This window comes from Caulobacter sp. FV2ps19, from assembly GCF_058681035.1.
The window spans coordinates 289872-314192 of record NZ_CM178729.1 but is presented as its reverse complement, the minus strand read 5'-3'; the positions used below and the strand labels follow the sequence as shown (position 1 = coordinate 314192).

Genomic DNA, 24321 nt, shown 5'->3' with positions numbered 1-24321 from the left:
AGGCCAGCGCCGGGCGGGCATAGCTCATTCCGGGCGAGGCGGTGCGTTGGGCGCCGTCTTTGAAACCCCTCGCGCAAGACCCCGCCTCACGCATGCTGATCTGGCTCTCGCTCCTGTTTCTGGCGCTGTTTTCCAGCACCGCCTTCGTGCTTGGCCGACGGCGCGCCGTCAAAGCCGGCGGCGGCGTCGCGCGCGTCCTGCACTCCCTGCCTGACTATTATGGGACCTATGCCGCTCTGTGGGCCGGCGTTCCGGCCGCCCTGTTGCTGCTGCTGGGCGCCATGTTCGGCGATCGCGTCGAAGAGGCCATGCTGCAGGCCCAGCGCCCCGCCGTCGTCCGCGCCCTGGACGTCGATCGTCAGGCCGTGTTCTTCAGCGACGCCCAGGCCATCGCCTCGGGTGTCGCGCCCAGCGAGATCGCCTATGAGGGCGAACTGAAAGCCGCCCTGGACGTCAAGATCGCCGAGGCCCGGCGCGTTGACGCCCTGATCCGCTACAGCGTTCTGGGCCTGGCCGGCGTGGTCGCCCTGGCCGGCTTCCTGCTGGCCTTCCCGCGTCTTTCGCCCGACTTCCGCGCCCGCAACCGGGTGGAGGGTTGGGTCGGCGGCCTGCTGCTGATCTGTTCGATCGCCGCCGTCCTGACCACCGTCGGCATCCTGTTGTCGCTGATCTGGGAAAGCTGGCGCTTCTTCCAGACCGTGTCGCCGATCTCGTTCCTGCTGGGCACCGAGTGGAACCCGCAGATCGCCATGCGGTCCGATCAGGTCGCCGCCGAGGGCGCCTTCGGCGCGGTGCCGCTGTTCGCCGGCACCTTCCTGATCATGCTGATCGCCATGGCCGTGGCCGCGCCCGTCGGTCTCTATTCGGCGATCTATCTGTCCGAATACGCCAGCCGCCCGGTGCGCGCGACGATCAAGCCGCTGCTGGAGATCCTGGCCGGCGTGCCCACCGTGGTCTACGGCTTCTTCGCCGCCCTGACCGTGGGGCCGATCTTCCGCGCCTTCTTCAACAGCATCGGCGCCGCCATGGCCGGCGGCCCGTTCCCCGGCGTCGCCGACTATCTGATGCAGGTCCAGAACCAGATGGCCCTGGTGGCCGGGGTGGTGATGGGCATCATGCTGATCCCGTTCGTGTCGTCGCTGTCGGACGACATCATCAATTCGGTGCCGCAGTCGCTGCGCGACGGCAGCTACGCCATGGGCGCCACCAAGTCCGAGACCATCAAGAAGGTGGTTCTGCCCGCCGCCCTGCCGGGCATCATGGCCGCCATGCTGCTGGCCGTGTCGCGCGCCGTCGGCGAGACCATGATCGTCACCATGGCCGCCGGCCTGCAGGCCAAGCTGACCGCCAATCCGCTCGACACCGTGACCACCGTCACCGTGCAGATCGTCACCCTGCTGACCGGCGACCAGGAGTTCGACAGCGCCAAGACCCTGTCGGCCTTCGGCCTGGGCCTGACGCTGTTCGTCGTGACCCTGGGCCTCAACATCATCGCCCTGCGCATCGTCCAGAAGTATCGGGAACAGTATGACTGACGTCACCCATTCCCCCTTGGGTCCCGCTGGTTCCGCCGCCCCCCAGACCGACCCTAAGATCGCCCCCATGACCGCCATGCAAGCCCGCCTGAAGAAGCGTCACCGCTCGGAGATGTGGTTCAAGGCCCAGGGCCTGATGGCCATCACCGTGGCCATGATCTTCCTGGTGGTGCTGGTCGGCCGCATCGTCGGCCAGGGCTACACCACGTTCCAGACCCACACCCTGAACATTCCGGTCTATCTGAACCCGGAACTGATCGACGTGAGCGATCTGGAGGGCGTCAACTATGACTATATCGTCGCCGAGGCGACGATGAAGAAGCTGGGCGTCCAGGACGATGATCTGGGCACGACCTCGGGCAAGGTCATGGACCTGATCTCGCGCGATTTCGGCTTCCAGATTCTCAACCAGCTGAAGGCCGACAAGTCGCTGGTCGGCAAGACCATCACGCTTTCGGGCCCGTTCAAGGCCGACGCCGACCTCTATTTCAAGGGCGAGATCAAGCGCTCGACGGCCGAGGAAGACCGCAAGCTCGACAACCAGCAGCTCGACTGGCTGGACCAGATGAAGAAGAACGGCTCGGTCAAGTCGGGCTTCAACTTCGCCTTCTTCACCAATTCGGACTCCACCGAGCCGGAACAGGCCGGGGTGCTGGGCGCCGTGGTCGGCTCGGCCATGATGCTGCTGATCACCGCCATGATCGCCGTGCCGGTGGGGGTGATGGCGGCGGTCTATCTGGAAGAGTTCGCCCCGAAGAACCGCTGGACCGACGTCATCGAGGTCAACATCAACAACCTCGCCGCCGTGCCGTCGATCGTCTATGGCCTGCTGGGCCTGGCCCTGTTCATCAACTGGCTGCACGTGCCGCGCTCCTCGCCCCTGGTCGGCGGCCTGGTGCTGGCCCTGATGGCCCTGCCCACGGTGATCATCGCCACCCGCTCGGCCCTGAAGGCCGTGCCGCCCTCGATCCGCGAAGCCGCCCTGGGCGTCGGCGCGTCCAAGACCCAGACCGTCTTCCACCACGTGCTGCCGCTGGCCATGCCCGGCGTGATGACCGGCGCCATCCTGTCGCTGGCCCACGCCCTGGGCGAGACCGCGCCGCTGCTGATGATCGGCATGGTCTCGTTCGTGCCCGGCGTGCCTGACGGCTTCACCGGCGCCGCCACCGTCCTGCCCGTGCAGGTGTTCATCTGGGAGAACGCTTCGGAGCGCGCCTTCCACGAACGCACCGCCGGCGCGATCATCGTGCTGCTGGTCTTCATGATCGTCATGAACGCCGCCGCGGTGATCCTGCGCCGCCGCTTCGAGCGTCGCTGGTAGAGCAAGATCATGATCCTGAACCCTTCCGCCCTTCCCCTCGTCCAGGGACACGCCATGCCCCCCGCCAGCCCCGATGACTCGGTCTCCGCGCCGATGATCAAGACCGCCGCGCCCAAGATCTATCCGCCGGCCTCGTCCAGCGAGATCAAGATCCAGGCCAAGGACGTCAACGTCTTCTATGGCGACAAGCAGGCCCTGTTCGACGTCAATATCGACATCCCGGCCAAGTCGGTCACCGCCTTCATCGGCCCGTCGGGCTGCGGCAAGTCGACCTTCCTGCGCTGCATCAACCGCATGAACGACACCATCCCGACGGCCAAGGTGTCGGGCGTGATCGAGATCGACGGCCAGGACGTCAATCTCAAGAGCGTCGACCCTGTGGTGCTGCGCTCGCGCGTCGGCATGGTGTTCCAGAAACCCAACCCGTTCCCCAAGACCATCTTCGAGAACGTCGCCTACGGCCCGCGCATCCATGGCCTGGCCACCGGCAAGGCCGAGCTGGAAGCCATTGTCGAGAGCAGCCTCAAGAAGGCCGGCCTGTGGAACGAGGTCGCCGATCGCCTGCACCAGCCCGGCACCGGCCTGTCGGGCGGTCAGCAGCAGCGTCTGGTCATCGCCCGCGCCATCGCCGTCGGCCCCGAGGTGATCCTGATGGACGAGCCCTGCTCGGCCCTGGACCCCATCGCCACCGCCCGCATCGAGGAACTGATCGACGAGCTGCGCAGCCAGTTCTGCATCGTCATCGTCACCCACTCGATGGCCCAGGCCGCGCGGGTGTCGCAGAAGACCGCCTTCTTCCATCTGGGCAAGCTGGTCGAGAGCGGCTCCACCGAGGACATGTTCACCAATCCTCGCGACAGCCGCACCCAGGACTACATCACCGGCCGCTTCGGCTAACCGGCAGGATCACCCACGCCATGACCGAACATACCGTCAAATCCTACGGCGAAGAGCTCAACCACCTCGCGGCCGAGGTCACCCGCATGGGCGGCCTGGCCGAGGCCCAGATCGCCGACGCCGTCGAGTGCATCGCCCGCCGCGACGCGCCCCTGGCCCAGCAGGTCGTGGCCCGCGACGAGCGCCTCGACACCCTGCAGGGCGAGATCGAACGCAAGGCCTTCCGCCTGATCGCCCTGCGCCAGCCGATGGCGGTCGATCTGCGCCACGCCGTCGCCGCCCTGAAGATCTCGATGAGCCTGGAACGCTGCGGCGACATGGCCAAGAACATCGGCAAGCGGGCGCTGATCCTCACTGACGCCGAGCCGATGATCGCCCTGACCCGCTCGATCGAGCGGATGGGCAAGCTGGTCCAGGGCCGGCTCAAGGACGTGCTGGACGCCTATTCGGAATCGGATCTCGAGCGCGCCAAGGGCGTCTGGGGCCGCGATGAAGAGGTCGACGAGCACTACAACGCCATCTTCCGCGAACTGCTGACCTACATGATGGGCGATCCGCGCACGATCAACGCCTGCGCCCACCTGCTGTTCGTCGCCAAGAACCTGGAACGCATCGGCGACCACGCCACCAACATCGCCGAGATCATTCACTTCGAGATTACGGGCGAGGAGATCATCTCCAAGCGTCCGAAGCTCGAAACGCCGCGCTAAGGGGCCACGCCGCCATGACGCCGTACGTTCTTGTGGTCGAGGATGAGGACGCCCTCGCCACCCTGCTGCACTACAACCTGGACAAGGAAGGCTACCATGTCGGCGTCGCCGGCGATGGCGAGGAAGCCCTGACCATGGCCAGCGAACGCGCGCCGGACCTGGTGATCCTGGACTGGATGCTGCCCAAGGTGTCGGGCATCGAGGTCTGCCGCCGCCTGCGCGGCCGCTCCGAGACCCGCAACGTGCCGATCATCATGCTCACCGCCCGCGGCGAAGAGAGCGACCGGATTCGGGGGCTCGACACCGGGGCCGACGACTATGTGGTCAAGCCGTTCTCGATGGTGGAACTGACCGCCCGCGTCCGCGCCGTGCTGCGTCGCATCCGTCCGGGCCTGGCCGACGACCGCATCACGGTCGGCGACATCATCATCGACCGCGTCGCCCACCGGGTGAAGCGCCAGGGCAAGGAAGTCCACCTGGGCCCCACCGAGTTTCGCCTGCTCGACTATCTGATGCAGCACCCGGGCCGGGTGTTCAGCCGCGAACAGCTGCTGGACGCGGTGTGGGGCTCGGACGTCTATGTCGAGGCCCGCACGGTGGACGTGCACATCGGCCGCCTGCGCAAGGCGCTCAACGGCTCGGCCGACGGCGATCCGATCCGCACGGTGCGCTCGGCGGGCTATTCGCTGGATGTCGAGGCGGCGTAAGCCCCCAAAACACCGACTATCCCCGCGAAAGCGGGGACCCAAGCCGAGCCCGGATCATTCTGCGCTGCTCTTGAACCCCAAGGCCGCTTGGGTCCCCGCTTTCGCGGGGATAATCGGTGAGAACTGCGCCGCCCTGATTTAGACATTCTTACATCCGTAATTATCGATCCTGCTCTGGGAGGAGACGGTAATGACGATGGTTACGCTTCGTCGGCTGGGCGCCGGCGCCCTGTCGCTGTTGATCGCCGGCTCGGCGGCGACGCCGGGTCTGGCCCTGGCCCCCGCCGCGCCGCGCGGCGACGGAACGCCTTCGGCCCAGGCCTGCGCCGCCCTGGGGTTCGCCCCGCCCCCGCCCGAGCGCGACCGACGTGGAATCACGTTGCGCTCCAGCAAGGCGCTCCCGCTACCGGCCATGGCCTATCCGGGTCCGCCACCCCCCGCGCCGCCGCCGCCGCCGCCGTCTTCGCCAGCGGTGATGGCCTATTCAGCGTCGCCCCCGCCGCTGGGCATCCCGCCCGTGGCCAGGCGGATCCCGACCGAGCCGGGCATGGTCCGCGACACCGAGCGCTATCCCGGCGCGGTCGCCAATCCGGTCAAGCGCACGGCCGAGGAGCCGGTCTCGACCTTTTCGATCGATGTCGACACCGCCGCCTACGCCAATGTCCGCCGCTTCCTCAATGACGGCGCCGCCCCGCCGCGCGACGCCGTGCGGGTCGAGGAACTGATCAACTATTTCGACTATGGCTATGCCCGCCCCACAAGCCGCGACACCCCTTTCCGTTCGACCGTGACGGTGACCCCGTCGCCCTGGTCGTCGCAGCGCCAGATCCTGCATATCGGCCTGCAGGGCTACGCCCAGCCGCGCGCCGACGCCCCGCCGCTGAACCTGGTCTTTCTGATCGACACCTCCGGCTCGATGTCGGGCGAGGACCGCCTGCCCCTGGCCCGCAAGGCGCTGAACGTGCTGATCGACCAGCTGCGCCCGCAGGACCGCGTGGCCATGGTGGCCTATGCCGGCTCGGCCGGGGCGGTGCTGGCCCCCACCGACGGCCGCTCCAAGCTGAAGATGCGCTGCGCCCTGGACGCCCTGCAGTCGGGCGGCTCGACGGCGGGCGGGGCCGGCCTGACCCTGGCCTATGACCTGGCCCGCCAGAACTTCGACAAGGCCGCCGTCAACCGGGTGATCCTGGTCACCGACGGCGACTTCAATGTCGGTCTCAGCGATCCCGGCCGGCTGAAGGACGTGGTCGCTGACCAGCGCAAGAGCGGCGTCTATCTGTCGGTCTATGGCTTCGGACGCGGCAACTATAACGACACGATGATGCAGACCCTGGCCCAGAACGGCAACGGCGTGGCGGCCTATGTCGACACCCTCAGCGAAGCGCGAAAGCTGTTCCGCGACGACTTCCAGGCCAGCCTGTTCCCGATCGCCGACGACGTGAAGATCCAGGTCGAGTTCAATCCCGCCCAGGTCGCCGAGTATCGGCTGATTGGCTACGAGACCCGGCTGCTGAACCGCGAGGACTTCAACAACGACCAGGTCGACGCCGGCGAGGTCGGGTCGGGCGCCGCCGTCACCGCCCTCTACGAGATCACCCCGGTCGGGGCGCGGCCGTCCTCGGACCCGCTGCGCTATGGCCCGGCCCCGCGTCGCGGCGCCAAGTCCACCGGCGAGCTGGCCTTCCTGAAGGTGCGCTACAAGACCCCGGGCGGAACGACGTCGAAACTGATCGAGCGCCCGATCGGCGCGCGCGACACGCTCGCCAGCCTGGCCGCCGCCCCCGAAGCCACCCGCTTCGCCATCGCCGTCGCCGCCTATGGCCAGAAACTGCGCGGCGACCCGTGGGTGGGCGACGGGTTCGGCTGGGACGACGTCACGGCCCTGGCCCAGGGGGCACGGGGGGAGGACCCGGAGGGTTTGCGGGCGGAGTTTGTGCAGCTGACCAAGGCGGCGCGGGATGTGAAGGGGCGGTGAGGGGGGATAGGCGGGGTTGGGCGCTAGATCACAACAACGCCCTTGGCTCTGCTGACCGAGTAGTCCCAGTGCGCCTAGATGTCTTCGTTCTTCACGGCAGCTCTCTGTGCCGCTTTTACACCCCGTTCATGCTCGATCTCCGCAAGCGATTTGAGCCGTTCCAGGCTCTCAAACTCACCCGAAAGTGATGGTGGAATCCGGAAATGAGCGCCCGCTTCGCCATGCTGAGCGAGGCGCACAATTGCTGGAAACCAAGCCATGAAAAACGCAGCTTGGCCCCATCGCCCGAGATTGCCGTACCATTTCATATGAGGGAAAACTGCGATCACACCGGACGCCTCTAGCGCCGCGCGCTCAAGCTGAACTCGCCTCATGTTACCGTCGCCCGAGACGACTAGACGCCCGCCGCGCCCACTAAAGTCTTCAATCCAGTTGACGTCCGGCAACCCTCGCTGCGCGAGTTCTTGTGGCGTTTCCAGCTGGATGTCTCGCTGAAATCCAATTGCCTTTATCGCACCGACGATGCGCGGGTTGATGCACTCGTCAAAGCGAATGAGGGTCAAGCAGCGATACGTTGCTCAAACGCTACGGCCTGGGTGACCGCTCCCTCACTGACACCAAACCAATCTGCAGCCTCAGTCAGGCCATCCACTTCAGCAGATGCAGCGAGCGTCTCTGTTGGAACAGTCTTGGACATCTCGACTACGACAGGTCTACCAAATGCCCTGGCCGGGTCGATCCGGATCAACGGCATTTCATCTGGATAGGGTTCCAGCCATGCCGCGCGTCCACTCTTGAAAATCACGCGGCCAGCAAGGGCTGGGCGTAGGGTTTCTGGGTGTAAATAAGCATCGGTGAGTAGATCGATTATCTTCTCACCTTGAAGCTCCAAAACGGCCGATCCATCGGTCGTTAGCCGTCGCTCACGCGCGAGAGGGTGCGGGTCCTCCCACCTTTGACGCATGGCTTTCATCGCCATTGCAAGCCGGCGGCGGGATATCCCCTCAGCGAGCAAGTAGTTGATCGCCCGAGCTTCGACCAAGCCATCGAAAGATAGTGCAATCCGCCCAGCCACCGATGGCAAATCGGATGCAATGAGGGGCGGATTTCCAGTTAGCCAGGAAGCAACCGTCGAGGGCTCAACGCCGAGCAACACCGCAACTTGCGTTGTGGTGAACGCGCCTCGTCGCCCAAGTTCGATCCAATTTGATGGTGTCTGCACGGCTTCCTCTCCCCGCATATGATGGTGATCCATAAAGTTTTGCAAATCACCATCTGCAACGCGGAACAGCTTAATTTCACCTAGGGGCGAGACCCCGACGCCCCCGCGTCGCGCCAAGCCTTACATCTCTTGGAGGCTGCAGCGTGCCGGTCTGGACAGGTCAGTCAAGGACGACGCTCTCGCGTCGCCGCGACGCGGCGGCCCGCAGGGCCGTCCTTGAGTGACCTGTCCAGACCGGCGATCGTCTCGCCGTGAGATGTAAGGATGGCTCCCTCCGGCGCGGAGGGTGTTCCACGACCTGGAACGCCGAGACACAACCCTTCCCCCTTTGATGGGGGAAGGGAGAAGGCGTCCCTCGTCTCGACGTGAGATGTCAGGATGGCGCCCTCCGGCGCGGAGGCGGGGCAGGCGCGCATCAAAAAACCCTCTCTCTGAGAGAGAGGGAGGGGCCCGCCGCGCAGCGGTGGGAGGGTGAGAGGTTTCACCGCCAACCGGAAAATCCTGATTCCTGTCGTTGAGCGCCTCAGCCGTCGCAGGCCATGCTCCCGTCATGGACAAGACCGCCAGCGCCCGTCGTCTACGCCGTGACCAGACCCTGGCCGAGAAGGCGCTGTGGACCCTCGTTCGCAACCGCCGGCTGGGCGGGTTCAGATTTCTGCGGCAGGTCGCGATCGACCGCTATTTCGCGGACTTCGTCTGCGAAGCGGCCAAGGTGATCGTGGAGCTGGACGGCGCCGCTCATGAAGGGCGCGAGGACTATGATGAGCGTCGCACCCAGGCGCTGGAGCTGTTTGGGTATGTTGTGTTGAGGTTTCCCAACGCGCGGGTGCTGACCGACCCCGGTGGCGTATCCGACGACATCCTGGCGGTGCTTCGTTCGGCGAGGGTGTAACCTCTCACCCTCCCACCGCTTCGCGGCGGGCCCCTCCCTCTCTCTATGAGAGAGGGTTTCGAGGAAGGCGGCCGCGCCCCCAATTCCCGTCCTCGCACGGGCGTTCACACCCCTCGCCCCCAACAAATTCAACGCCCTAACCGCCCGAGCCAGCGTCACGATGGAAAATCGACGCATCACCCTCCAGAACGGCCGCATACTTCTTCTCGCCCCACCCCTGGGGAGGCCGTCCAGCTGGCGACCTGACGGGGGGTGGGGGCGGTCGAGCGGGAAGCGCCCGTCGGCCGTCGTCGAAGGCCCGGCGGGGTCTGGCTGAGCGTGGACCCCCCACGAGGACCGTCCCGTGTTGAGGCCAGGCCCGGACCGCCGGGAGCACCCCTCGGCGACGCCCGGCAAGGCGCGCCAGGCGCGGGCTGAAATCGCCCGCGCGGTCCGGAAGGGTCGCTATCCCTTCCGCCCGCCGGGGGCCTAGCTACCGGAGCGGATTAACACCCCGCCAGCCCGGCGATGCTCCTGAACAACGACCGCGCGGAGCGCTCCGGCCACGGCCGAAACGGTACTCCTTCTATCCTCATCCGGGCCTGGCCCGGACGCTCCGCCGCCTCCCCACTTGCCGGTGAAAACCGGCGAGGCTGCAAACCCGTGTCCTGGGCGCCTTGACCCCGGACCCCGCCCGCGCCACACCCCGGCCCCATGGAAAAGATGACCATTCTCCTCGTCGGGTCGGGTGGGCGCGAGCACGCCCTGGCCTGGAAGATCGCCCAATCGCCGCTGTGCGGACGGCTCGTGGCCGCCCCGGGCAATCCGGGCATCGCCGCCGTCGCCGAGCTGCGCGCGGTCAAGGTCACCGATGTCGAGGGTCTGGTCGCCCTGGCCCAGGAGATCGCCGCCGACCTCGTGGTGGTCGGTCCGGAATCGGCGCTGGAGGTCGGGCTGGCCGACCGCCTGGCCGAACTGAACATCCCCTGTTTCGGCGGCAGCCAGCGGGCGGCCCAGCTGGAGACCTCCAAGGCCTTCACCAAGGACTTCTGCGCCCGCCACGACCTGCCGACGGCGGCCTATGGCGTGTTCACCGATGCGGCCTCGGCCGGCGTGTTCCTCGACACGCTGGAGGCCCCGTTCGTGATCAAGGCCGACGGCCTGGCGGCCGGCAAGGGCGTGGTGATCGCCGCCGATCGGGCCGAGGCCGACGCCGCCGTGCTCGACATGCTGGGCGGCCGGTTCGGCTCGGCCGGGGCGCGGGTGGTGATCGAGGAGTTCATGTCGGGCGAGGAAGCCTCGCTGTTCGCGATCTGCGACGGCAGGACGGCGCTGTTTTTCGGCGCGGCCCAGGATCACAAGCGCGCCTATGACGGCGACAAGGGGCCCAATACCGGTGGCATGGGCACCTATTCGCCGCCGCCGGTCCTGACTCAAGACCTGATCGACCAGGCCTGGCGCGAGCTGGTGGTCCCCACCATCGAGGGCATGGCCGCCGAGGGCAATCCCTATGTCGGCGTGCTCTATGCCGGCCTGATGCTGACGCCCGCCGGCCCCAAGCTGGTGGAATATAACGCCCGCTTCGGCGATCCCGAATGCCAGACCCTGATGCTGCGCCTGCAGAGCGACCTGGTGCCGATCCTGCTGGCCGCCGCCCAGGGCCGGCTGGCCGAGGCGGCCGCGCCGGTCTGGCGCGACGCGGCGGCGATCTGCGTGGTGCTGGCCGCCGAAGGCTATCCCGACGCGCCCAAGACCGGCGGCCGGATCGAGGGGGCCGACGCCGATTTCGGGCCCGAGGCAGTGATCTTCCACGCCGGCACGACCCGTGAGTTCGAGGGGCGCCTCGTGGCCTCCGGCGGCCGGGTGCTCAATGTCTGCGCCCTGGGCGCCACCCTGCACGAGGCCCGCGACGTCGCCTATGCGGCCCTGGGGACGGTGTCGCTGGAGGGCGGGTTCTATCGCACCGATATTGGGTGGCGGGGGCTGGGGCAGGCTTGATCAAGAACCCTTCCCCCTTGATGCAGGGCTATCGCATATGGGTTGCTGACGGACACAAGCCTTTAACAAACTCAAAAATCTTGCCTTCCTGGGCCTTGTGCCCAGGACCCATGTTTGAGGCAGGCTTTGATTTGGGCGCTATTCGCGGCTGAACGGCCCGTAACACCGACCCCAGTCCGCATCCGCGGCGCCATGGGTCCTGGGCACAAGGCCCAGGAAGGCTGGGTCTTTTAGCGCCAGATCCATATGCGATAGCCCTGCCCCTTGATGGGGGAAGGGCAGGGATGGGGGTGACCCCGCCGGACGATTTCACGCCGGCCGCGCCATATCCTGAACCTCTGTCACCCCCATCCCCGGCCCTTCCCCCATCAAAGGGGGAAGGGGGCGTTTGATGTTGCGCCCGCCGCCCCACCCTCTAAACTCCCGTTCAAACAAGTGTTGGGGAGAAACCGCATGGCCGACGTCGCCGAACAGACCGCTCAGGACCTGAACTCGGGCACCAAGCCGGTCGATCCCCGTCACGCCATCGACGAGGGCAAGCTGGCCGCGTGGCTGGCGGCCCATGTCGAGGGCTATCAGGGCCCGCTGGAGGTGCGCCAGTTCAAGGGCGGCCAGTCCAACCCGACCTATCAGCTGGTCACGCCCGGCAAGAAATACGTCCTGCGCCGCAAGCCGCCGGGCAAGCTGCTGCCCTCGGCCCACGCCGTGGACCGCGAGTTCAAGGTGATCTCGGGCCTGAACAAGGCCCACTTCCCCGTCGCCAAGGCCTATGCCCTGTGCCTGGACGAGGACGTCATCGGCACGATCTTCTACGTGATGGACAATGTCGAAGGCCGCATCCTGTGGGACGGCACCCTGCCCGACTATCAACCCGCCGAGCGCCGGGCGATCTATGAGGCGCAGATCGACACCCTGGCCGCCTTGCACAATGTCGACTACGCCGCCGTGGGCCTGGCCGACTATGGCAAGCCGGGCAACTATTTCTCGCGCCAGATCGACCGCTGGACCAAGCAGTACAAGGCCAGCGAGACGAAGACGCTCCAGGACATGGACCGGTTGATGGCCTGGCTGCCGACCTCGGCCCCGGAGGATGACCGCACCACCATCGTCCATGGCGACTATCGCCTCGACAACATGATCCTGCACGCCACCGAGCCGCGCGTGGTGGCGGTGCTGGACTGGGAGCTGTCGACCCTGGGCAATCCCCTGGCCGATTTCAGCTATTTCCTGATGAACTGGGTGATGCCGTCGGACCAGCGCGGCGGGCTGTCGGACATCGACGACCTGACCGCCTATGGCGTGCCGACCATCGAAGAGGCGGTGGCCCGCTACTGCAAGGCCACGGGCCGCGACGGCTTGCCCAATCTGGACTGGTACTTCAGCTACAACCTCTTCCGACTGGCGGGCATCTGCCAGGGCATTGTCGGCCGCGTCCGTGACGGCACCGCCGCCAGCGCCCATGCGGAGCTGATGGAGGCCCGCGTGCCGGTACTGGCCCGAGGGGCCTGGGCCTTCGCGCAAAAGGCGGGGGCCTGAAGGCGGCCGGGTCTAAAGCCCGGCCCTGGCCAGCACGGCGTTCAGCGCCGCCTCGTTCTCGAACCTCGCCCGCACCGGCCAGGGGGTGATCCTGGCCCGCCAGGTCGGCGACAGCCGCACCCAGTCCTTTTCGGTGGTGACCAGGCTGGCCTCGAACACGGCGGCGCGGTCGGCCAGCATCTTCAGCGTGTCCTCGTCATAGACGCCATGGTCGGGGAAGGGGGCGAAGTCGCGCAGATCGGCGCCGGCCGCCTGCAGGGCCCGCTCGACCTTCCAGGGCTTGCCGATCCCGGCGAAGCCGACCAGCGGTCCCTTGGGCGGCTTGCCCACCGGTTCCAGTCGGGCGATCAGCACCGGCGTGTCGCCGAACATCGCCAGCAGTTCGGGGTCGGCGGCCGGCAGGTCGGCGGGCAGCAGCAGGATCACGGCGTCGGCCCGGGCTAGGCCGACCTTCAGCGGTTCGCGCATCGGCCCGGCGGGAAACACCCGGCCGTCGCCGAACGGCCATTCATCGTTGCGGGTCTCGCCGTCGACCACGACCAGGGACAGCGCCTTCTTCAGGTCCGGATTCTGGTGGCCGTCGTCCATGATGATCGCGCCGGCCCCGGCGGCCGAGGCGCGCTTGGCCCCCAGCACCCGGTCGCGAGACACCCACATCGGAAAGTCCTGGGCCAGCATCAGCGGCTCGTCGCCGACCTCGGCGGCGGTGTGCCGCGCGCCGTCGACCCGGACGGCGCCCTTCAGCTTGCCGCCATAGCCCCGGGCCAGACCGTGGGCGATGATCCCCTTCTGGGTCAGGGTCAGCAGCAGTTCACGGACGATCGGGGTCTTGCCGGTCCCGCCGACGGTGATGTTGCCCACGCAGATCACCGGCGCCAGCACCTCGGCGGGCGTTCCCTTGCGCAGCCGGCGCGCCGTCGATGCGGCCCAGATCCATGACAGCGGGGTCAGCAGGGCGCGGGTGATCGGCGACGGACCGCCGCGTCTCACATACCACCAGCGGGGCGTCGACAGTTTCATGGGACCAGCTCGATGATGCGGGAGAGGCCGGCGCGGGCCTCGGCGTCGCGGGCGGCGACCAGGGCTCCGGCGCGCTCGGCCTGGGCGCGGCCGGGGGCCGGATCGGCCAAGGCGGCGGTCAGGCGCTCGGCCAGGACGCCGGCGTCGGCCAGGGTCACGCCCTCCACCGCCGAGAGGTCGGCATAGGCGGTCAGCCAGTTCTCGACATGCGGGCCCGAGACGATCGGACAGTCCAGCCGGGCCGGCTCCAGCGGATTGTGGCCGCCGATCCCGGGAACCAGGCTGCCGGCGATCAGGGCCAGGTCGGCCAGCCGGAACCACAGGCCCAGCTCGCCCAGGGTGTCGGCGATCAGGACGTCCACGGCGGCGGCGTCAGGCTCGGCGCTGCGCAGGGCGGCGGACAGACCCCGGGCCCGCGCCGCCTCGGCAATGGCCGGGCCGCGTTCGACATGGCGCGGGACAAGGATCAGGCGGGGGCGGACCGGCAAGGCGGCCAAGGCGTCCAGCACGATCTCATCCTCGCCCGGATGGGTGCTGGCCGCCAGCAGCAGAGGACGATCGGCGAGCAGGGCCTTCAGCCGCGCCAGCTCGACCAAGTCGACCGGCAGGGGCGCGGACCCGAACTTCAGGTCGGCTTCGCCGGCGACGGTCCCGCCCAGGCTGGTGAAGCGTTCCGCCGCCCGGCCGTCCTGGGCCAGGATCAGGTCGAAGCCCGAGAACAGCAGGCCGGCCGCGAACGGCTTGGCCCGCCAGCGATCATGGCTTTTGTCCGACAGCTTGGCCGAGACCAAGGCCAGGCGCGTTCCGGCGGCCTTGGCGGCCAGCAGCAGGTTGGGCCACAGCTCGCTTTCGACGAAAACCGCCAGGTCCGGTCGCCAGTGGGCGATGAAACGGGCCGCGCCGCCGGGCGTGTCGACCGGCGCATACTGATGGATGACCCCGGGGGGCAGTCGCGTGGCCAACAGCGTCGCCGAGGTCACGGTGCCGGAGGTGACCAGGAGGGCGACGTCCGGCCGTTCGGTCCGCAGGCGTTCGACCAGGGGCAGGATCGACAGGCTCTCGCCGACGCTGGCGCCGTGCATCCACACCAGGCGTCCGTCGGGACGTGGGACAATAGGGCGGGCCAGACGTTCGTTCAGGCGAGCGGGGTCTTCCTTGCCCCGGGCGGCGCGGCGCTTGAGGAGAAGGGGCGTGAAGGGCTCCAGGGCCGCCGTGCCGAGGCGGTAGAGCGCCAGCGACAGCGGAAGGCTCACACCACGTCCGCGGGGGCCAGGCGACAGGCATGAGCGCTGGCGCTGTGCTCGACCTGCACCGTGGCGTGACCGATCTTGAACTTGCTGGCCAGTTCCGAGCAGACGTCGTGCAGGAACTGGTCGTGATCCTCGCCCGCCGGTCGGACCACGTGGGCGGTCATCGCCGTTTCCGTCGTGCTCATCGCCCAGATGTGCAGGTCGTGGACCTCGACGACGCCAGGGCGGGCGGCCAGCCAGGCGCGCACCTTGTCCGGATCCATGCCGCGCGGCGCGGCGTCCAGGGCCATGTCCAGCGAGTCGCGCAGCAGGCTCCAGGTGCCCAGCACGATGACGGCCACGATCAGCAGGCTGGTGACCGAGTCGATCCACAACCAGCCGGTCAGCATCATCAGCAGGGCGGCGACCACCACCCCGGCCGAGACGGCGGCGTCGGCGGCCATGTGCAGGAAGGCGCCGCGGGCGTTGAGATCGTCCTTGGAGCCGCGCATGAACATCAGGGCCGTGGCGGTGTTGATGACGATGCCGATGGCCGCGACGATCATCACCGGGCCGCTCTCGACCGGGGTCGGGGCGGCGAAGCGGCGGACGGCTTCCCAGGCGATGGCGCCGGTCGCCGCCAGCAGCAGGGCGGCGTTGGTCAGCGACGCCAGCACCGTGCCCTTGCGCAGGCCATAGGTGTGGCGGCCGCTGGGCGCCCGCTTGGCCAGGGTCGCGGCGCCCCAGGCCAGGACCAGACCCAGAACGTCCGACAGGTTGTGGCCGGCGTCGGCCAGCAGGCTCAGCGAATGGGTGAACAGGCCCGCGCCGGCCTCGACGATGACGAAGCCGAGATTGAGCGCCGTGCCGATCGCGAAGGCGCGGCCGAAGTCCTTGGGGGCGTGATGGTGATGGCCGTGCGCATGGCTGTGGCCATGAGCATGATCATGGTCATGCCCATGGTCGTGATCATGGTGATCGTGGGCGTGTCCAGTGTGATCGTGCGGCATGGCCCTACATCTCACCATGGGCGGGCCGGATCAATGTTTCCCATCATCTGATCTTCCCGGCCTTCGCCGGGGAGAGCGGATTCAAGAAGACGGAGGGGGAGCCCCGTCCATCTCCCCTACCAACGCTTCCGCCCGGCGCGACACGGCCGACAGCCGGGCGCCCCAGGTTTCGACCAGCGCATCGGGGTCATCGTCGCGGCCGGCGCGGGCCGGGCCGTCCCAGACCATGGCGGCGCGGGCGAAGGGCAGGGGGATGATGGTGCGGTCCCAGGTGCCCAGGCGCAGGCAGGGCTTCATCGCGACGCCGACGAACAGCACCGGCGCCCCGCTGACCCGGGCCAGGGCCACGGCGCCCTTCTGCAGCACCTCGACCGGACCGCGCGGCCCGTCGGGCGTGATGGCCATGGCCCCGCCGTCCTTCACCCACTTGACCATGTCGCGAAAGGCCTGCTCGCCGCCCTTGTTCTTGGCGGTGTCGGATTTTTTCAGGGACGAGCCGCGGATCGACGGCAGGCCCAGCTTGGCGATCACCCGGGCGATGAACTCGCCGTCGCGCGACTGGCTGACCAGCACCCGGATCTCGGGCTTGTCGGGGCCCTGCGGCCAGGTCGTCGGGCCGACCGGAACGCGGGAATGCCAAAGCGCCAGGATCGCGCCGGACCTGGCGGCCAGGCTCTCGGCCCAGACGCCCTGGGCGATGTCCTGGCCCTCGCGGGTCCAGCGCAGGGTGCGATAGGTCAGGGCCAAGTAGCCCGACATCAGATTGACCAGCAGGGTCATCACCAGGGGCGAGCGCAGCGGCCTCACGCGGCGCCCTCTGGCGCCGCATCCAGATCCTGGGCCTTGGCGAGGCGGGCATAGAGCCCCCTGGCGCGGACCAGTTCGGCATGGGTCCCGGTCTCGATCACCTGGCCCCTGTCGATGACATAGATGCGGTCGGCGCCCTTCACGGTCGACAGGCGGTGGGCGATCAGGATCGTGGTGCGGCCGGCCATCAGCCGCTCCAGCGCCGCCTGGACCTGGGCCTCGCTTTCGGTGTCGAGCGCGCTGGTCGCCTCGTCCAGCAGCAGGATCGGGGCGTCCTTCAGGAAGGCGCGGGCGATGGCGATGCGCTGGCGCTGGCCGCCCGACAGCCGCGCCCCGGCCTCGCCGACGCCGGTCTCGTAGCCATTGGGCAGGGCAGAGATGAACTCATGCGCCGCCGCCTGCTGCGCCGCCGCCTCGATCTGGGCCTGGGTGGCGTCGGGGCGGGCATAGGCGATGTTGGCGCGGATGCTGTCGTCGAACAGGAACGGCTCCTGGGTGACCAGGGCGATGCGGTCGCGCAGGGAGGCGATGGTCACCGAGCGCACGTCGTGGCCGTCGATCGTCACCGCTCCGCCGGTCACGTCATAGAAGCGCGGGATCAGGTTCAGGATCGAGCTTTTGCCGCCGCCCGAGGGTCCGACCAGGGCCACGGTCTCGCCGCGCCTGGCGCTAATCGAGACCTCGGTCAGGGCGGGAATGTCGCCGCCATAGGAGAAGCTTACATTCTCCAGGGCGATGGCGCTGTCGCCGGCGGGCAGCGCCCTGGCGTCGGCGGGATCGACGATGGTCGGCGCGACATCCAGCGCCGCGAACAGGCGACGGGCGGCGGTCAGGCCTTCGCTGAACACCGTCTGCAGGTTGGCGACCTGGCGCAGGGACTGGGCGGCCATCAGCAGGGCGCTGAGGAAGGCGATGAAGGCCCCCGCGGTGATGCCGCCGGTCGTGGCGCGCCAGCCGGCGTAGAAGAACACGACCGCCGTGATCAGGGTCGTGAAGGTTTCGGTGGCCGGCGCGGCCATGGCGCGGGCGTTGGAGCCCTTGATCAGATGTTGCTGGCGGCGATCGACCACGGCGGCCACGCGGCCTTCCTCATAGGCCTCGCGGTTCTCCATCTTGACGATCTTGACCCCGTCCAGGCTTTCCATGATCGCGGTCGAGAGGTTGGAGGTCTCGCCCATGGCCCCCTTGGCGGCCTTGGTGGTCTTGCGGGAGAACCGCCGCATGATCAGGCTGGCGACGGGGGCGATGATCAGCACGCCGGCGGCCAGGATCGGGTCGAGGCTGAACATCACCGCCAGGGCCCCGACAACGGTCAGGAACTCGCGGGTGTAGTTGACCACCCCGCTGGTCGCCGCCTCACGGATCAGGCCGGCGTCATACAGCACCGAGGAGACGTACGACCCCGAATGGGCGCCGCGCAGGCGGGCCAGGTCGGAGCGCACCAGCTTGCCGAACAGCTGCACCTGGACGTCGCCGACCACGCCGTTGCCGATCCGGTTGATCAGGGTGGCCTGCAGCACCTGGAACAGACCGCGCAGGATGGCGATGGCGGAGATGGCCGCCGGAATAGCGATCAGGGCTCCCGGGCGCGGATGGGTGATCAACTGGTCGATGGCCGACTGGATCATCCGCACCAGTTGCGCGCTGAGGCCAGCCACGATCGCGGCGCTGACCAAGGACACGGTCAGGCCCTTCCAGCGGGGGCGCAGATAGTCGCGCCAGATCCGTAAGCTCAGGTCGCGGGTGCTGGCTTGCGGCGCGGCGGTGTCGGTCATGGGCGAGGGGTCGGACGTCGAGGCCAAGCTGTCAAGGACACCGGCGCATCAGTTCGGGTGGAAACGACCGCGCGTTTTGCAAAATCGGGCGGTCTATCCTACCTAGGCGCGGACATTGAGGGGACGCCACTTGGCCAAGTTCGACCTGACCACGCCGTGGGGACGCTTCAAGACCTATCTGCACTATCTGTGGAACGACCACGCCTATCTGCGGGTCGGCTTCTCCAACGCCCATTGGGTCAGCCCCGAGCTGGTGCGCGCCAACCAGCCCTGGCCGTTCCAGCTGGCCTGGTGGAAGAAGCGCGGCGTCAAGACCATCGTCAATTTGCGCGGCGGTTTCGACGGCAGCTTCTATGCGCTGGAGAAGGACGCCTGCCAGCGACTGGGCCTGAACCTGGTCGACTTCACCATCACCTCGCGTGAGGTCCCGATCCGCGAGCGGGTTCGGGGCGCCAAGGCGCTATTCGACACCCTGGAATACCCGGCTCTGATCCACTGCAAGTCCGGCGCGGACCGGGCCGGCATCATGAGCGTGCTCTACGCCCACTACCGCCTGGGCCTGCCGATCCGCGAGGCGATGAAGGAGCTGTCGCCGCGCTATCTGCACATCAAGGCCGGCAATACCGGCGTGCTGGACTATGTCTTTGAGCAGTATCTTGAGCGCGGCGAGCCCAAGGGGCTGAGCTTCACCGACTGGGTCGAGAGCGACGACTATGACCCGGTCGAGATGAAAAAGACCTTCCGGGCCGGGATGCTGGGCAAGCTGCTGACCGACCGGATCCTGCGGCGGGAGTAGGTCGGCGCGACCTCGGCTGCTCCCCCTTTGGGGGAGCTGTCGCGGAGCGACTGAGGGGGTCTTCGCGGCGCATGCCCAGTTGGCCCCCTCCGGCCCTTCGGGCCACCTCCCCCAGCGGGGGAGGAGCTTCGGATCAGCCCAGGCTCGGATCCATCAGCTTGTGGGCGTGGATGATGAAGTAGCGCGCATGGGCGTTGTCGACCGTGGCCTGGGCCTTGGCCTTCCAGGCCTTGTGCGCTTCCGCATAGCTGGAATAGGCGCCGACGAACTCGACCTGGGACAGGTCGCGGAACTCGATGTCGGAGACATCTTTCAATTCACCGCCGATGACGAGGTGAAGCAGCTGCTTGTCGGGCATGGGAGAGCACGTTCCTGCGAGGATTATCGTTAGGGAAGCTCGATATGCCCGACCCGACCCAGGATCAACGGCTGAAGTGTCGCATTCGCGCAAACCAGGCTCGGAACCAGCGGAATAGGGCGATTATAGCTGAAAGCTTGACCTTTGTGGTCGGTCAGGCAGGCGCCGGCCTCGGCGCGGATCAGGTCTGCGGCGGCCAGATCCCATTCGCTCTTGGGCGAAAGGGCCACGGCGGCGTCGAAAGCCCCGGCGGCCACCAGACAGACGCGGTAGGCGATCGAGTTGCGGCTTTCGACCCGCATGGGCGGCCAGGGCGTGGTCCAGGCCGGGTGCACGAACATCTTGGCGTCGCCCAGCATGGCGGCGTCCTCGAGGTCTTCAGTGTCGCTGGGCGAGATCGCCATACCGTTCAGGGTGGCGCCGCCGCCGGCGATGGCGGCGTAGGTCTCGTTCAGGGCGGGGGCATGGACGACGCCGGCGATCGGGCGGCCGTTCTCGACCACGGCGATCGAGACCGCGAACCAGGGCTTATTCTTCATGAAGGCCACGGTGCCGTCGATCGGATCGACCACGAACTGGCGCCGTGTTGTCAGGCGGGCCGGGTCATCGACCGTTTCCTCCGACAGCCACCCATAGTCGGTCCGGGCGGCCAGAAGACGATCCTTCAGCAGCGCATCCACGGCCAGATCGGCGTCGGTGACGGGCGAGCCGCCGTCCTTGGACCAGATCTTCAGACCGCTCGCCCGGGCGGCCAGGGCCAGCTCGCCCGCCTCCCGCGCCGCATCGAGGATCAGGTCCAGATCGGTCATTTGCCGGCGATCGCCAGGCCGTCGACCAGGATGGACGGGGCGTTATTGGCGCCGCGCATTTCCAGGTCCGAACCGGGGATCAGCCGGGCGTAGATGTCGATCAGATTACCGGCCACGGTGATCTCGGTGACCGGGCCGGTGACCTCGCCGTTCTCGAACCACAGGCCCGAACAGCCCACCGACCAGTCGCCGGTATTGCCGTTCAGCGAAGGGCCGAACATCGACGTGACCAGCAGGCCGGTCTTGGCGTCGGCCATCAGGCCGTCCAGGTCGCGGGTTCCGGTCGACAGGGTCAGGTTGCTGGTCGAGACGCCCGAGGGGCCCGCCAGGCCGCGCGAGGCGTGACCGGTGGTCGCAAGGCCCAGCTGTTTGGCCGAACTGGTGTTGAGCAGCCAGGTGGTCAGGACCCCGTCATCGATCAGGGCGCGGTGGACAGTGTCCACCCCCTCATCATCGAACGGCGAGGAGCCAAGGCCGCGAACCCGGTGCGGATCTTCGATCAGGCTGACGCCCCGGGCGAACACCGGCTGGTTCAGCTTGTCCTTCAGGAACGAGCTGCCCCGGGCGATCGATGGCCCCGAGATCGCGCCCAGCAGCGGACCGATCAGCGACATGGCCAGACGGTTCTCGAAGATCACCGGGGCGGTGGTCGAGGCGATCTTGCGGGCGTTGAGACGGGCGACGGCCTGGCGACCGGCCTCCCGGCCGATGTCGCCGGCGCCGGGCAGGTCGGCGAAGTGGCGCGCCGAACGACCCTCGCCGCCGCGTTCCATGCCCGCGCCCTCGCCGGCGATGGTCGAGACCGACAGGGCATGGCCGGTGGCGGCATGGGCGCCGGAAAAGCCGTCGCTGGTCATCAGCCGCCAGGAGGCCGAGCTCCAGCTGGCCGAGCCGCCGTCGGAATTGGTGACGCCCTCGACCGCTCGCGCGGCGTCCTCGGCCATGCGGGCCTGGGTCTCCAGGGCCTCGGCGGTGGGCTCATAGGGGTCGATGAGGTCAAGTTCTGGGAAGGGGCCCTTGGCCAGGCGATCGCGGGGCGCGAGGCTGGCATAGGGATCCTCGGGCGCCAGCCGGGCCATGGCCACGGCGCGCTCGATCAGCTTGGTCCGCGCCTCACTGGAGATGTCGGAGCCCGACACCGTGGCGCTGCGCTGGCCGACAAAGACGCGCAGGCCCAGATCGCGGGCCTCCTCGCGTTCGACCTCTTCCAGCTCGCCCAGGCGAACGCTGACGGAGAGGGACTGGCGTTGGGCGAAGACGGCCTCGGCCGTGTCGGCCCCGGCCTTGAGCGCGGCCGAGACCATGTCGCTAAGCAGATTATCATCCATGGGGTCTTATGGACGACGCCGACGGGGGCGGGCAAGCGCGGCGCGCGGCTTGCGCCCCGACGCCGCACCAGATCATCAGGCGATGGCGTAGAACAGCAGGGCCACCCCGACGAAGATATAGGCCAGCCAGGTCGCCACCATGCCCAGGGCGCGGGGAATCGAGGTTCCGCCGCTGTTGGACAGACCCACGGCGTGCAGCGCGCGGCCGACGAACAGGATGAAGCCGGCCACGTGGATGGCCAGGGGCGGGGCCTCGACCACGGCCAGGACGGCGATGGCGATCAGGGCGGTGGGGACATATTCGCTGGCGTTGCCGAAGGCGCGGATGGCGCGGGCCAGTTCGGGGATGCCCTCGTCGCCCAGGGCCACCTTGTGCTTCTGCCGCAGGCGCACGACCAGCAGTGACAGGGTCAGCATCAGGAAGACATGCAACCCTGCCCAGAGGGCGGCGGCGTGACCCGAAGTGATCGTATCCATTGGAGAACCTTACAGTCTTGACCACGCCCCGCGCGCGAGAGCCGGCATAGAAGCCCGCTCTGGCGCGCGCATGCAAGCGCTCTGGTTTACGTCCCCGTCTCCCGGGCGATCGGATAGAGCAGGTGATGGTCGTCATAGAAGGGCGTGCGGCGATAGAACCAGCTCAGGCGCGCTTCGGGATCGGCGGCGAACTTGGGGTCGGCGGCCAGCTTGGCCTGGAACTCGGCCTTCAGTTTCGGATCGGCCGCCATCATCTTTTCGGCCAGCGGCGCGATGGCGTAGCCCTCGATATACTCGACGCGACTGAGCACCTCGGGGATCAGGCCCCAGGCGAAAAAGCTCTCGCTGGATTGCGGCTCCAGCAGCAGCACGGCCAGGTCGCCCAGCGGCTGGTCGGTGGGCACGCGCACCGAGCCCGCCGGGAAGGTCCAGTCGCGGGTTTCGGGGCTCACCTGACTGACGCTGATCTGCACATGGCCCTCATTGGCGCGCGTGGCGATCTTGGGATCGTCCAGGCGCAACATCTCGACCGACACGGTCTTGGGCGCCCTCAGGGTCTCCATCCACAGGCCATGCAGCTGCAGGCGTTCGATCAGGTCGGACCGGTAGCGGGGGATCCAATAGGCGGCGGGGCGCTTGAGGATCAGGCTGGGGTGCGAACCATAGAAGGGCAGGGCCCAGGGCTTGGGGTCGGGCTGGCCCAGCCAGCGGATCTCCGCCCGACCCGAGGCGGGGCTGTCATAGGTCTCATACAGGATGCCCTTGAAGGCCCGGGTCGTGGTCGGCTTGTCGTCGGCGACGAAGTTGGCCGGGATTTCGGCGGGCCGCAGGGCGCGGTCGGCGTCGATGGCCTGGCGAAGATCGCCACCCTTTTCCGCCAGCAGCTTCAGGGCCGTCTCGATGAACACATAGGTGCCGAGCACCCGCTGGGCGTGGGGTTTGAGGCTATGGTTCTCGATCAGGATGGTCGGCACGTGGGCCGCCGAGCCCCAGCCGTTGGAATAGCGCTCGCCCAGGCCGCCGTCGCTCAGGCCGGCCTTGGGGTTCTGCTCGTCGATGCCGAACACCAGCTCTCCGGGGATGTGGCCCTCGGCCTCCAGGCTGTGGTTCATGGCCGGCTTGAAGGTGTTGTCCAGCCACCGGGCGATGGCCGGCGAGCGCGACCAGACGCCGTCCTCGCCATTATAGCCGTAGGTGACGTCGTACTGGTAATCCATGCCGTCGGTGACGTGGACGTCGACATAGAGATCGGCGTGATACTTGGCCTGCAGGCGCTTGAGGGCCTGCATCTCCGGCTGGTCCAGCTTCAGGAAATCGCGGTTGAGGTTCTGGTTGGTCGCCGTATTGCGCCAGCCCTGGATGCGCGGTCCGCGTTGGTTGGGGCGGCTGTAGGCGCCGGCCCGCTCATGACCATCGACCGACAGGATCGGGATCAGCAGCAGATTGACCTTGTCGAGCAGGTCGTCCTTGCCGTTGAACGCCATGTCGCGCAGCAGCATCATGCCGGCGTCCTTGCCGTCGATCTCGCCGGGATGGATGCCCGCCTGAACCAGCAGCAGCGGCTTCTTGGGATCCAGCTTGGCGCCATCCTTGGAGGCGATCACCGCATAGATCTCGCGGCCTTCCGGCGAAACGCCGAACGGCTCGATGCGGATCAGAGGCGAGGCCGCGTCCAGCTTGTCGAACCACTGGCGGGTGTCGACATAGTCGGGGCTGAAATCATGCTCCGGATCGGCCTCGAACGCCGTCACCCACGAATCGGACGTGTCGCGCAACAGCGCCTGGCTGGCGCCCTGCCATTGCGGCGCAGGCGGCAGGAAAGGCTGGTCCCAGGGGGCTTTGGCGGTCGGAGGGGTCTGGGACATGGCGAGACTCGGCGACAGGGCGGCGAGGGCCGCGAGAAAAAGAAGGCTCCGCATGACTAGGGTCGTCGCGCGAAT

At 67.9% G+C, this 24321-nt stretch carries 22 protein-coding genes; 10 read left to right on the top strand and 12 right to left on the bottom strand.

Annotated features, from left to right (window positions below):
- Positions 1-92 precede the first annotated feature (92 nt).
- The 6 genes from pstC to ACW18B_RS01370 all read left to right on the top strand — a co-directional run bounded on the left by pstC (position 93) and on the right by ACW18B_RS01370 (position 7145).
- Positions 93-1535 carry a phosphate ABC transporter permease subunit PstC gene (pstC, locus tag ACW18B_RS01395; RefSeq protein ID WP_492049069.1) on the top strand — a complete coding sequence of 481 codons (1443 nt, stop codon included), beginning with the start codon at positions 93-95 and terminating at the stop codon, positions 1533-1535.
- 67 nt (positions 1536-1602) lie between these two features.
- Positions 1603-2856 (top strand): phosphate ABC transporter permease PstA, encoded by a 1254-nt coding sequence (pstA, locus tag ACW18B_RS01390; RefSeq protein WP_492049068.1) that lies wholly within the window; start codon positions 1603-1605, stop codon positions 2854-2856.
- 54 nt (positions 2857-2910) lie between these two features.
- Positions 2911-3753, top strand: a complete 843-nt coding sequence (pstB, locus tag ACW18B_RS01385; RefSeq protein WP_492049067.1) for a phosphate ABC transporter ATP-binding protein PstB — start codon at positions 2911-2913, stop codon at positions 3751-3753.
- 20 nt (positions 3754-3773) lie between these two features.
- Positions 3774-4463, top strand: a complete 690-nt coding sequence (phoU, locus tag ACW18B_RS01380; protein WP_492049066.1) for a phosphate signaling complex protein PhoU — start codon at positions 3774-3776, stop codon at positions 4461-4463.
- Between the two features lie 14 nt (positions 4464-4477).
- Positions 4478-5170, top strand: coding sequence for a phosphate regulon transcriptional regulator PhoB (gene phoB, locus ACW18B_RS01375; RefSeq protein WP_492049065.1), 693 nt, complete (start codon positions 4478-4480; stop codon positions 5168-5170).
- A gap of 190 nt (positions 5171-5360) precedes the next feature.
- A complete protein-coding gene (locus ACW18B_RS01370) occupies positions 5361-7145 on the top strand; it encodes a vWA domain-containing protein (RefSeq protein WP_492049064.1) in 1785 nt (594 codons plus the stop codon).
- 74 nt (positions 7146-7219) lie between these two features.
- Here ACW18B_RS01370 and ACW18B_RS01365 read toward each other — a convergent pair whose 3' ends face one another.
- Both ACW18B_RS01365 and ACW18B_RS01360 read right to left on the bottom strand, forming a co-directional pair.
- Positions 7220-7708, bottom strand: a complete 489-nt coding sequence (locus ACW18B_RS01365) for a PIN-like domain-containing protein (RefSeq protein ID WP_492049063.1) — start codon at positions 7706-7708, stop codon at positions 7220-7222.
- Positions 7705-8484 carry a hypothetical protein gene (locus ACW18B_RS01360; protein WP_492049062.1) on the bottom strand — a complete coding sequence of 260 codons (780 nt, stop codon included), beginning with the start codon at positions 8482-8484 and terminating at the stop codon, positions 7705-7707. Before ACW18B_RS01360 ends, ACW18B_RS01365 begins: the two co-directional genes overlap by 4 nt.
- 433 nt (positions 8485-8917) lie before the next feature.
- On the opposite strand from ACW18B_RS01360, the gene ACW18B_RS01355 reads away from it, so the two are divergent.
- The 3 genes from ACW18B_RS01355 (at position 8918) to ACW18B_RS01345 (ending at position 12772) form a co-directional block, all read left to right on the top strand.
- Entirely contained in the window at positions 8918-9259 is a 342-nt protein-coding gene (locus ACW18B_RS01355) for an endonuclease domain-containing protein (RefSeq protein WP_492049061.1), read from the top strand.
- A 693-nt stretch (positions 9260-9952) separates the two neighbouring features.
- Positions 9953-11236 (top strand): phosphoribosylamine--glycine ligase, encoded by a 1284-nt coding sequence (gene purD, locus ACW18B_RS01350; protein WP_492049060.1) that lies wholly within the window; start codon positions 9953-9955, stop codon positions 11234-11236.
- 453 nt (positions 11237-11689) lie between these two features.
- Positions 11690-12772 carry a phosphotransferase family protein gene (locus ACW18B_RS01345; protein WP_492049059.1) on the top strand — a complete coding sequence of 361 codons (1083 nt, stop codon included), beginning with the start codon at positions 11690-11692 and terminating at the stop codon, positions 12770-12772.
- A gap of 12 nt (positions 12773-12784) precedes the next feature.
- Here the strand turns inward: ACW18B_RS01345 and lpxK are convergent, their stop codons facing one another.
- From lpxK to ACW18B_RS01320, 5 genes are all read right to left on the bottom strand, one after another.
- Positions 12785-13792 carry a tetraacyldisaccharide 4'-kinase gene (lpxK, locus tag ACW18B_RS01340; RefSeq protein WP_492049058.1) on the bottom strand — a complete coding sequence of 336 codons (1008 nt, stop codon included), beginning with the start codon at positions 13790-13792 and terminating at the stop codon, positions 12785-12787.
- Complete coding sequence (locus ACW18B_RS01335) at positions 13789-15045, bottom strand: 3-deoxy-D-manno-octulosonic acid transferase (protein WP_492049057.1); 1257 nt, start codon at positions 15043-15045, stop codon at positions 13789-13791. Before ACW18B_RS01335 ends, lpxK begins: the two co-directional genes overlap by 4 nt.
- Positions 15042-16031: a cation diffusion facilitator family transporter gene (locus ACW18B_RS01330; protein WP_492049056.1), complete on the bottom strand. Its 990-nt coding sequence runs from the start codon at positions 16029-16031 to the stop codon at positions 15042-15044. The genes ACW18B_RS01335 and ACW18B_RS01330 overlap by 4 nt, the downstream gene beginning before the upstream one ends.
- 81 nt (positions 16032-16112) lie before the next feature.
- Positions 16113-16838, bottom strand: a complete 726-nt coding sequence (locus ACW18B_RS01325; RefSeq protein ID WP_492049055.1) for a lysophospholipid acyltransferase family protein — start codon at positions 16836-16838, stop codon at positions 16113-16115.
- The gene (locus ACW18B_RS01320) at positions 16835-18613 is read right to left on the bottom strand and encodes an ABC transporter ATP-binding protein (protein ID WP_492049054.1); all 1779 of its coding nucleotides are present in this window, start codon (positions 18611-18613) and stop codon (positions 16835-16837) included. The genes ACW18B_RS01325 and ACW18B_RS01320 overlap by 4 nt, the downstream gene beginning before the upstream one ends.
- Before the next feature lie 130 nt (positions 18614-18743).
- Here ACW18B_RS01320 and ACW18B_RS01315 point away from each other — a divergent pair, with 130 nt between their 5' ends.
- The gene (locus ACW18B_RS01315) at positions 18744-19409 is read left to right on the top strand and encodes a fused DSP-PTPase phosphatase/NAD kinase-like protein (RefSeq protein WP_492049053.1); all 666 of its coding nucleotides are present in this window, start codon (positions 18744-18746) and stop codon (positions 19407-19409) included.
- A gap of 133 nt (positions 19410-19542) precedes the next feature.
- On the opposite strand, the gene ACW18B_RS01310 is transcribed toward ACW18B_RS01315, so the two are convergent.
- The 5 genes from ACW18B_RS01310 to ACW18B_RS01290 form a co-directional block, all read right to left on the bottom strand.
- Complete coding sequence (locus ACW18B_RS01310) at positions 19543-19767, bottom strand: DUF4170 domain-containing protein (RefSeq protein WP_492049052.1); 225 nt, start codon at positions 19765-19767, stop codon at positions 19543-19545.
- Positions 19768-19796: 29 nt separating this feature from the next.
- Positions 19797-20576: a 3'(2'),5'-bisphosphate nucleotidase CysQ gene (locus ACW18B_RS01305; RefSeq protein WP_492049051.1), complete on the bottom strand. Its 780-nt coding sequence runs from the start codon at positions 20574-20576 to the stop codon at positions 19797-19799.
- Positions 20573-21904 carry a TldD/PmbA family protein gene (locus ACW18B_RS01300; RefSeq protein ID WP_492049050.1) on the bottom strand — a complete coding sequence of 444 codons (1332 nt, stop codon included), beginning with the start codon at positions 21902-21904 and terminating at the stop codon, positions 20573-20575. The genes ACW18B_RS01305 and ACW18B_RS01300 overlap by 4 nt, the downstream gene beginning before the upstream one ends.
- Before the next feature lie 75 nt (positions 21905-21979).
- Positions 21980-22381: an MAPEG family protein gene (locus ACW18B_RS01295; RefSeq protein ID WP_492049049.1), complete on the bottom strand. Its 402-nt coding sequence runs from the start codon at positions 22379-22381 to the stop codon at positions 21980-21982.
- An 86-nt stretch (positions 22382-22467) separates the two neighbouring features.
- Positions 22468-24300 carry a M14 family metallopeptidase gene (locus ACW18B_RS01290; RefSeq protein ID WP_492049048.1) on the bottom strand — a complete coding sequence of 611 codons (1833 nt, stop codon included), beginning with the start codon at positions 24298-24300 and terminating at the stop codon, positions 22468-22470.
- Positions 24301-24321 lie beyond the last annotated feature (21 nt).

Excerpts from the sequence above, each read along its gene's own strand:
- pstC (WP_492049069.1), top strand. The coding sequence starts at position 93 with ATGCTGATCTGGCTCTCGCTCCTGTTTCTGGCGCTGTTTTCCAGCACC.
- pstA (WP_492049068.1), top strand. The coding sequence starts at position 1,603 with ATGACCGCCATGCAAGCCCGCCTGAAGAAGCGTCACCGCTCGGAGATG.
- pstB (WP_492049067.1), top strand. The coding sequence starts at position 2,911 with ATGCCCCCCGCCAGCCCCGATGACTCGGTCTCCGCGCCGATGATCAAG.
- phoU (WP_492049066.1), top strand. The coding sequence starts at position 3,774 with ATGACCGAACATACCGTCAAATCCTACGGCGAAGAGCTCAACCACCTC.
- phoB (WP_492049065.1), top strand. The coding sequence starts at position 4,478 with ATGACGCCGTACGTTCTTGTGGTCGAGGATGAGGACGCCCTCGCCACC.
- ACW18B_RS01370 (WP_492049064.1), top strand. The coding sequence starts at position 5,361 with ATGACGATGGTTACGCTTCGTCGGCTGGGCGCCGGCGCCCTGTCGCTG.
- ACW18B_RS01355 (WP_492049061.1), top strand. The coding sequence starts at position 8,918 with ATGGACAAGACCGCCAGCGCCCGTCGTCTACGCCGTGACCAGACCCTG.
- purD (WP_492049060.1), top strand. The coding sequence starts at position 9,953 with ATGGAAAAGATGACCATTCTCCTCGTCGGGTCGGGTGGGCGCGAGCAC.
- ACW18B_RS01345 (WP_492049059.1), top strand. The coding sequence starts at position 11,690 with ATGGCCGACGTCGCCGAACAGACCGCTCAGGACCTGAACTCGGGCACC.
- lpxK (WP_492049058.1), bottom strand. The coding sequence starts at position 13,792 with ATGAAACTGTCGACGCCCCGCTGGTGGTATGTGAGACGCGGCGGTCCG.
- ACW18B_RS01330 (WP_492049056.1), bottom strand. The coding sequence starts at position 16,031 with ATGCCGCACGATCACACTGGACACGCCCACGATCACCATGATCACGAC.
- ACW18B_RS01320 (WP_492049054.1), bottom strand. The coding sequence starts at position 18,613 with ATGACCGACACCGCCGCGCCGCAAGCCAGCACCCGCGACCTGAGCTTA.
- ACW18B_RS01310 (WP_492049052.1), bottom strand. The coding sequence starts at position 19,767 with ATGCCCGACAAGCAGCTGCTTCACCTCGTCATCGGCGGTGAATTGAAA.
- ACW18B_RS01305 (WP_492049051.1), bottom strand. The coding sequence starts at position 20,576 with ATGACCGATCTGGACCTGATCCTCGATGCGGCGCGGGAGGCGGGCGAG.
- ACW18B_RS01300 (WP_492049050.1), bottom strand. The coding sequence starts at position 21,904 with ATGGATGATAATCTGCTTAGCGACATGGTCTCGGCCGCGCTCAAGGCC.
- ACW18B_RS01295 (WP_492049049.1), bottom strand. The coding sequence starts at position 22,381 with ATGGATACGATCACTTCGGGTCACGCCGCCGCCCTCTGGGCAGGGTTG.
- ACW18B_RS01290 (WP_492049048.1), bottom strand. The coding sequence starts at position 24,300 with ATGCGGAGCCTTCTTTTTCTCGCGGCCCTCGCCGCCCTGTCGCCGAGT.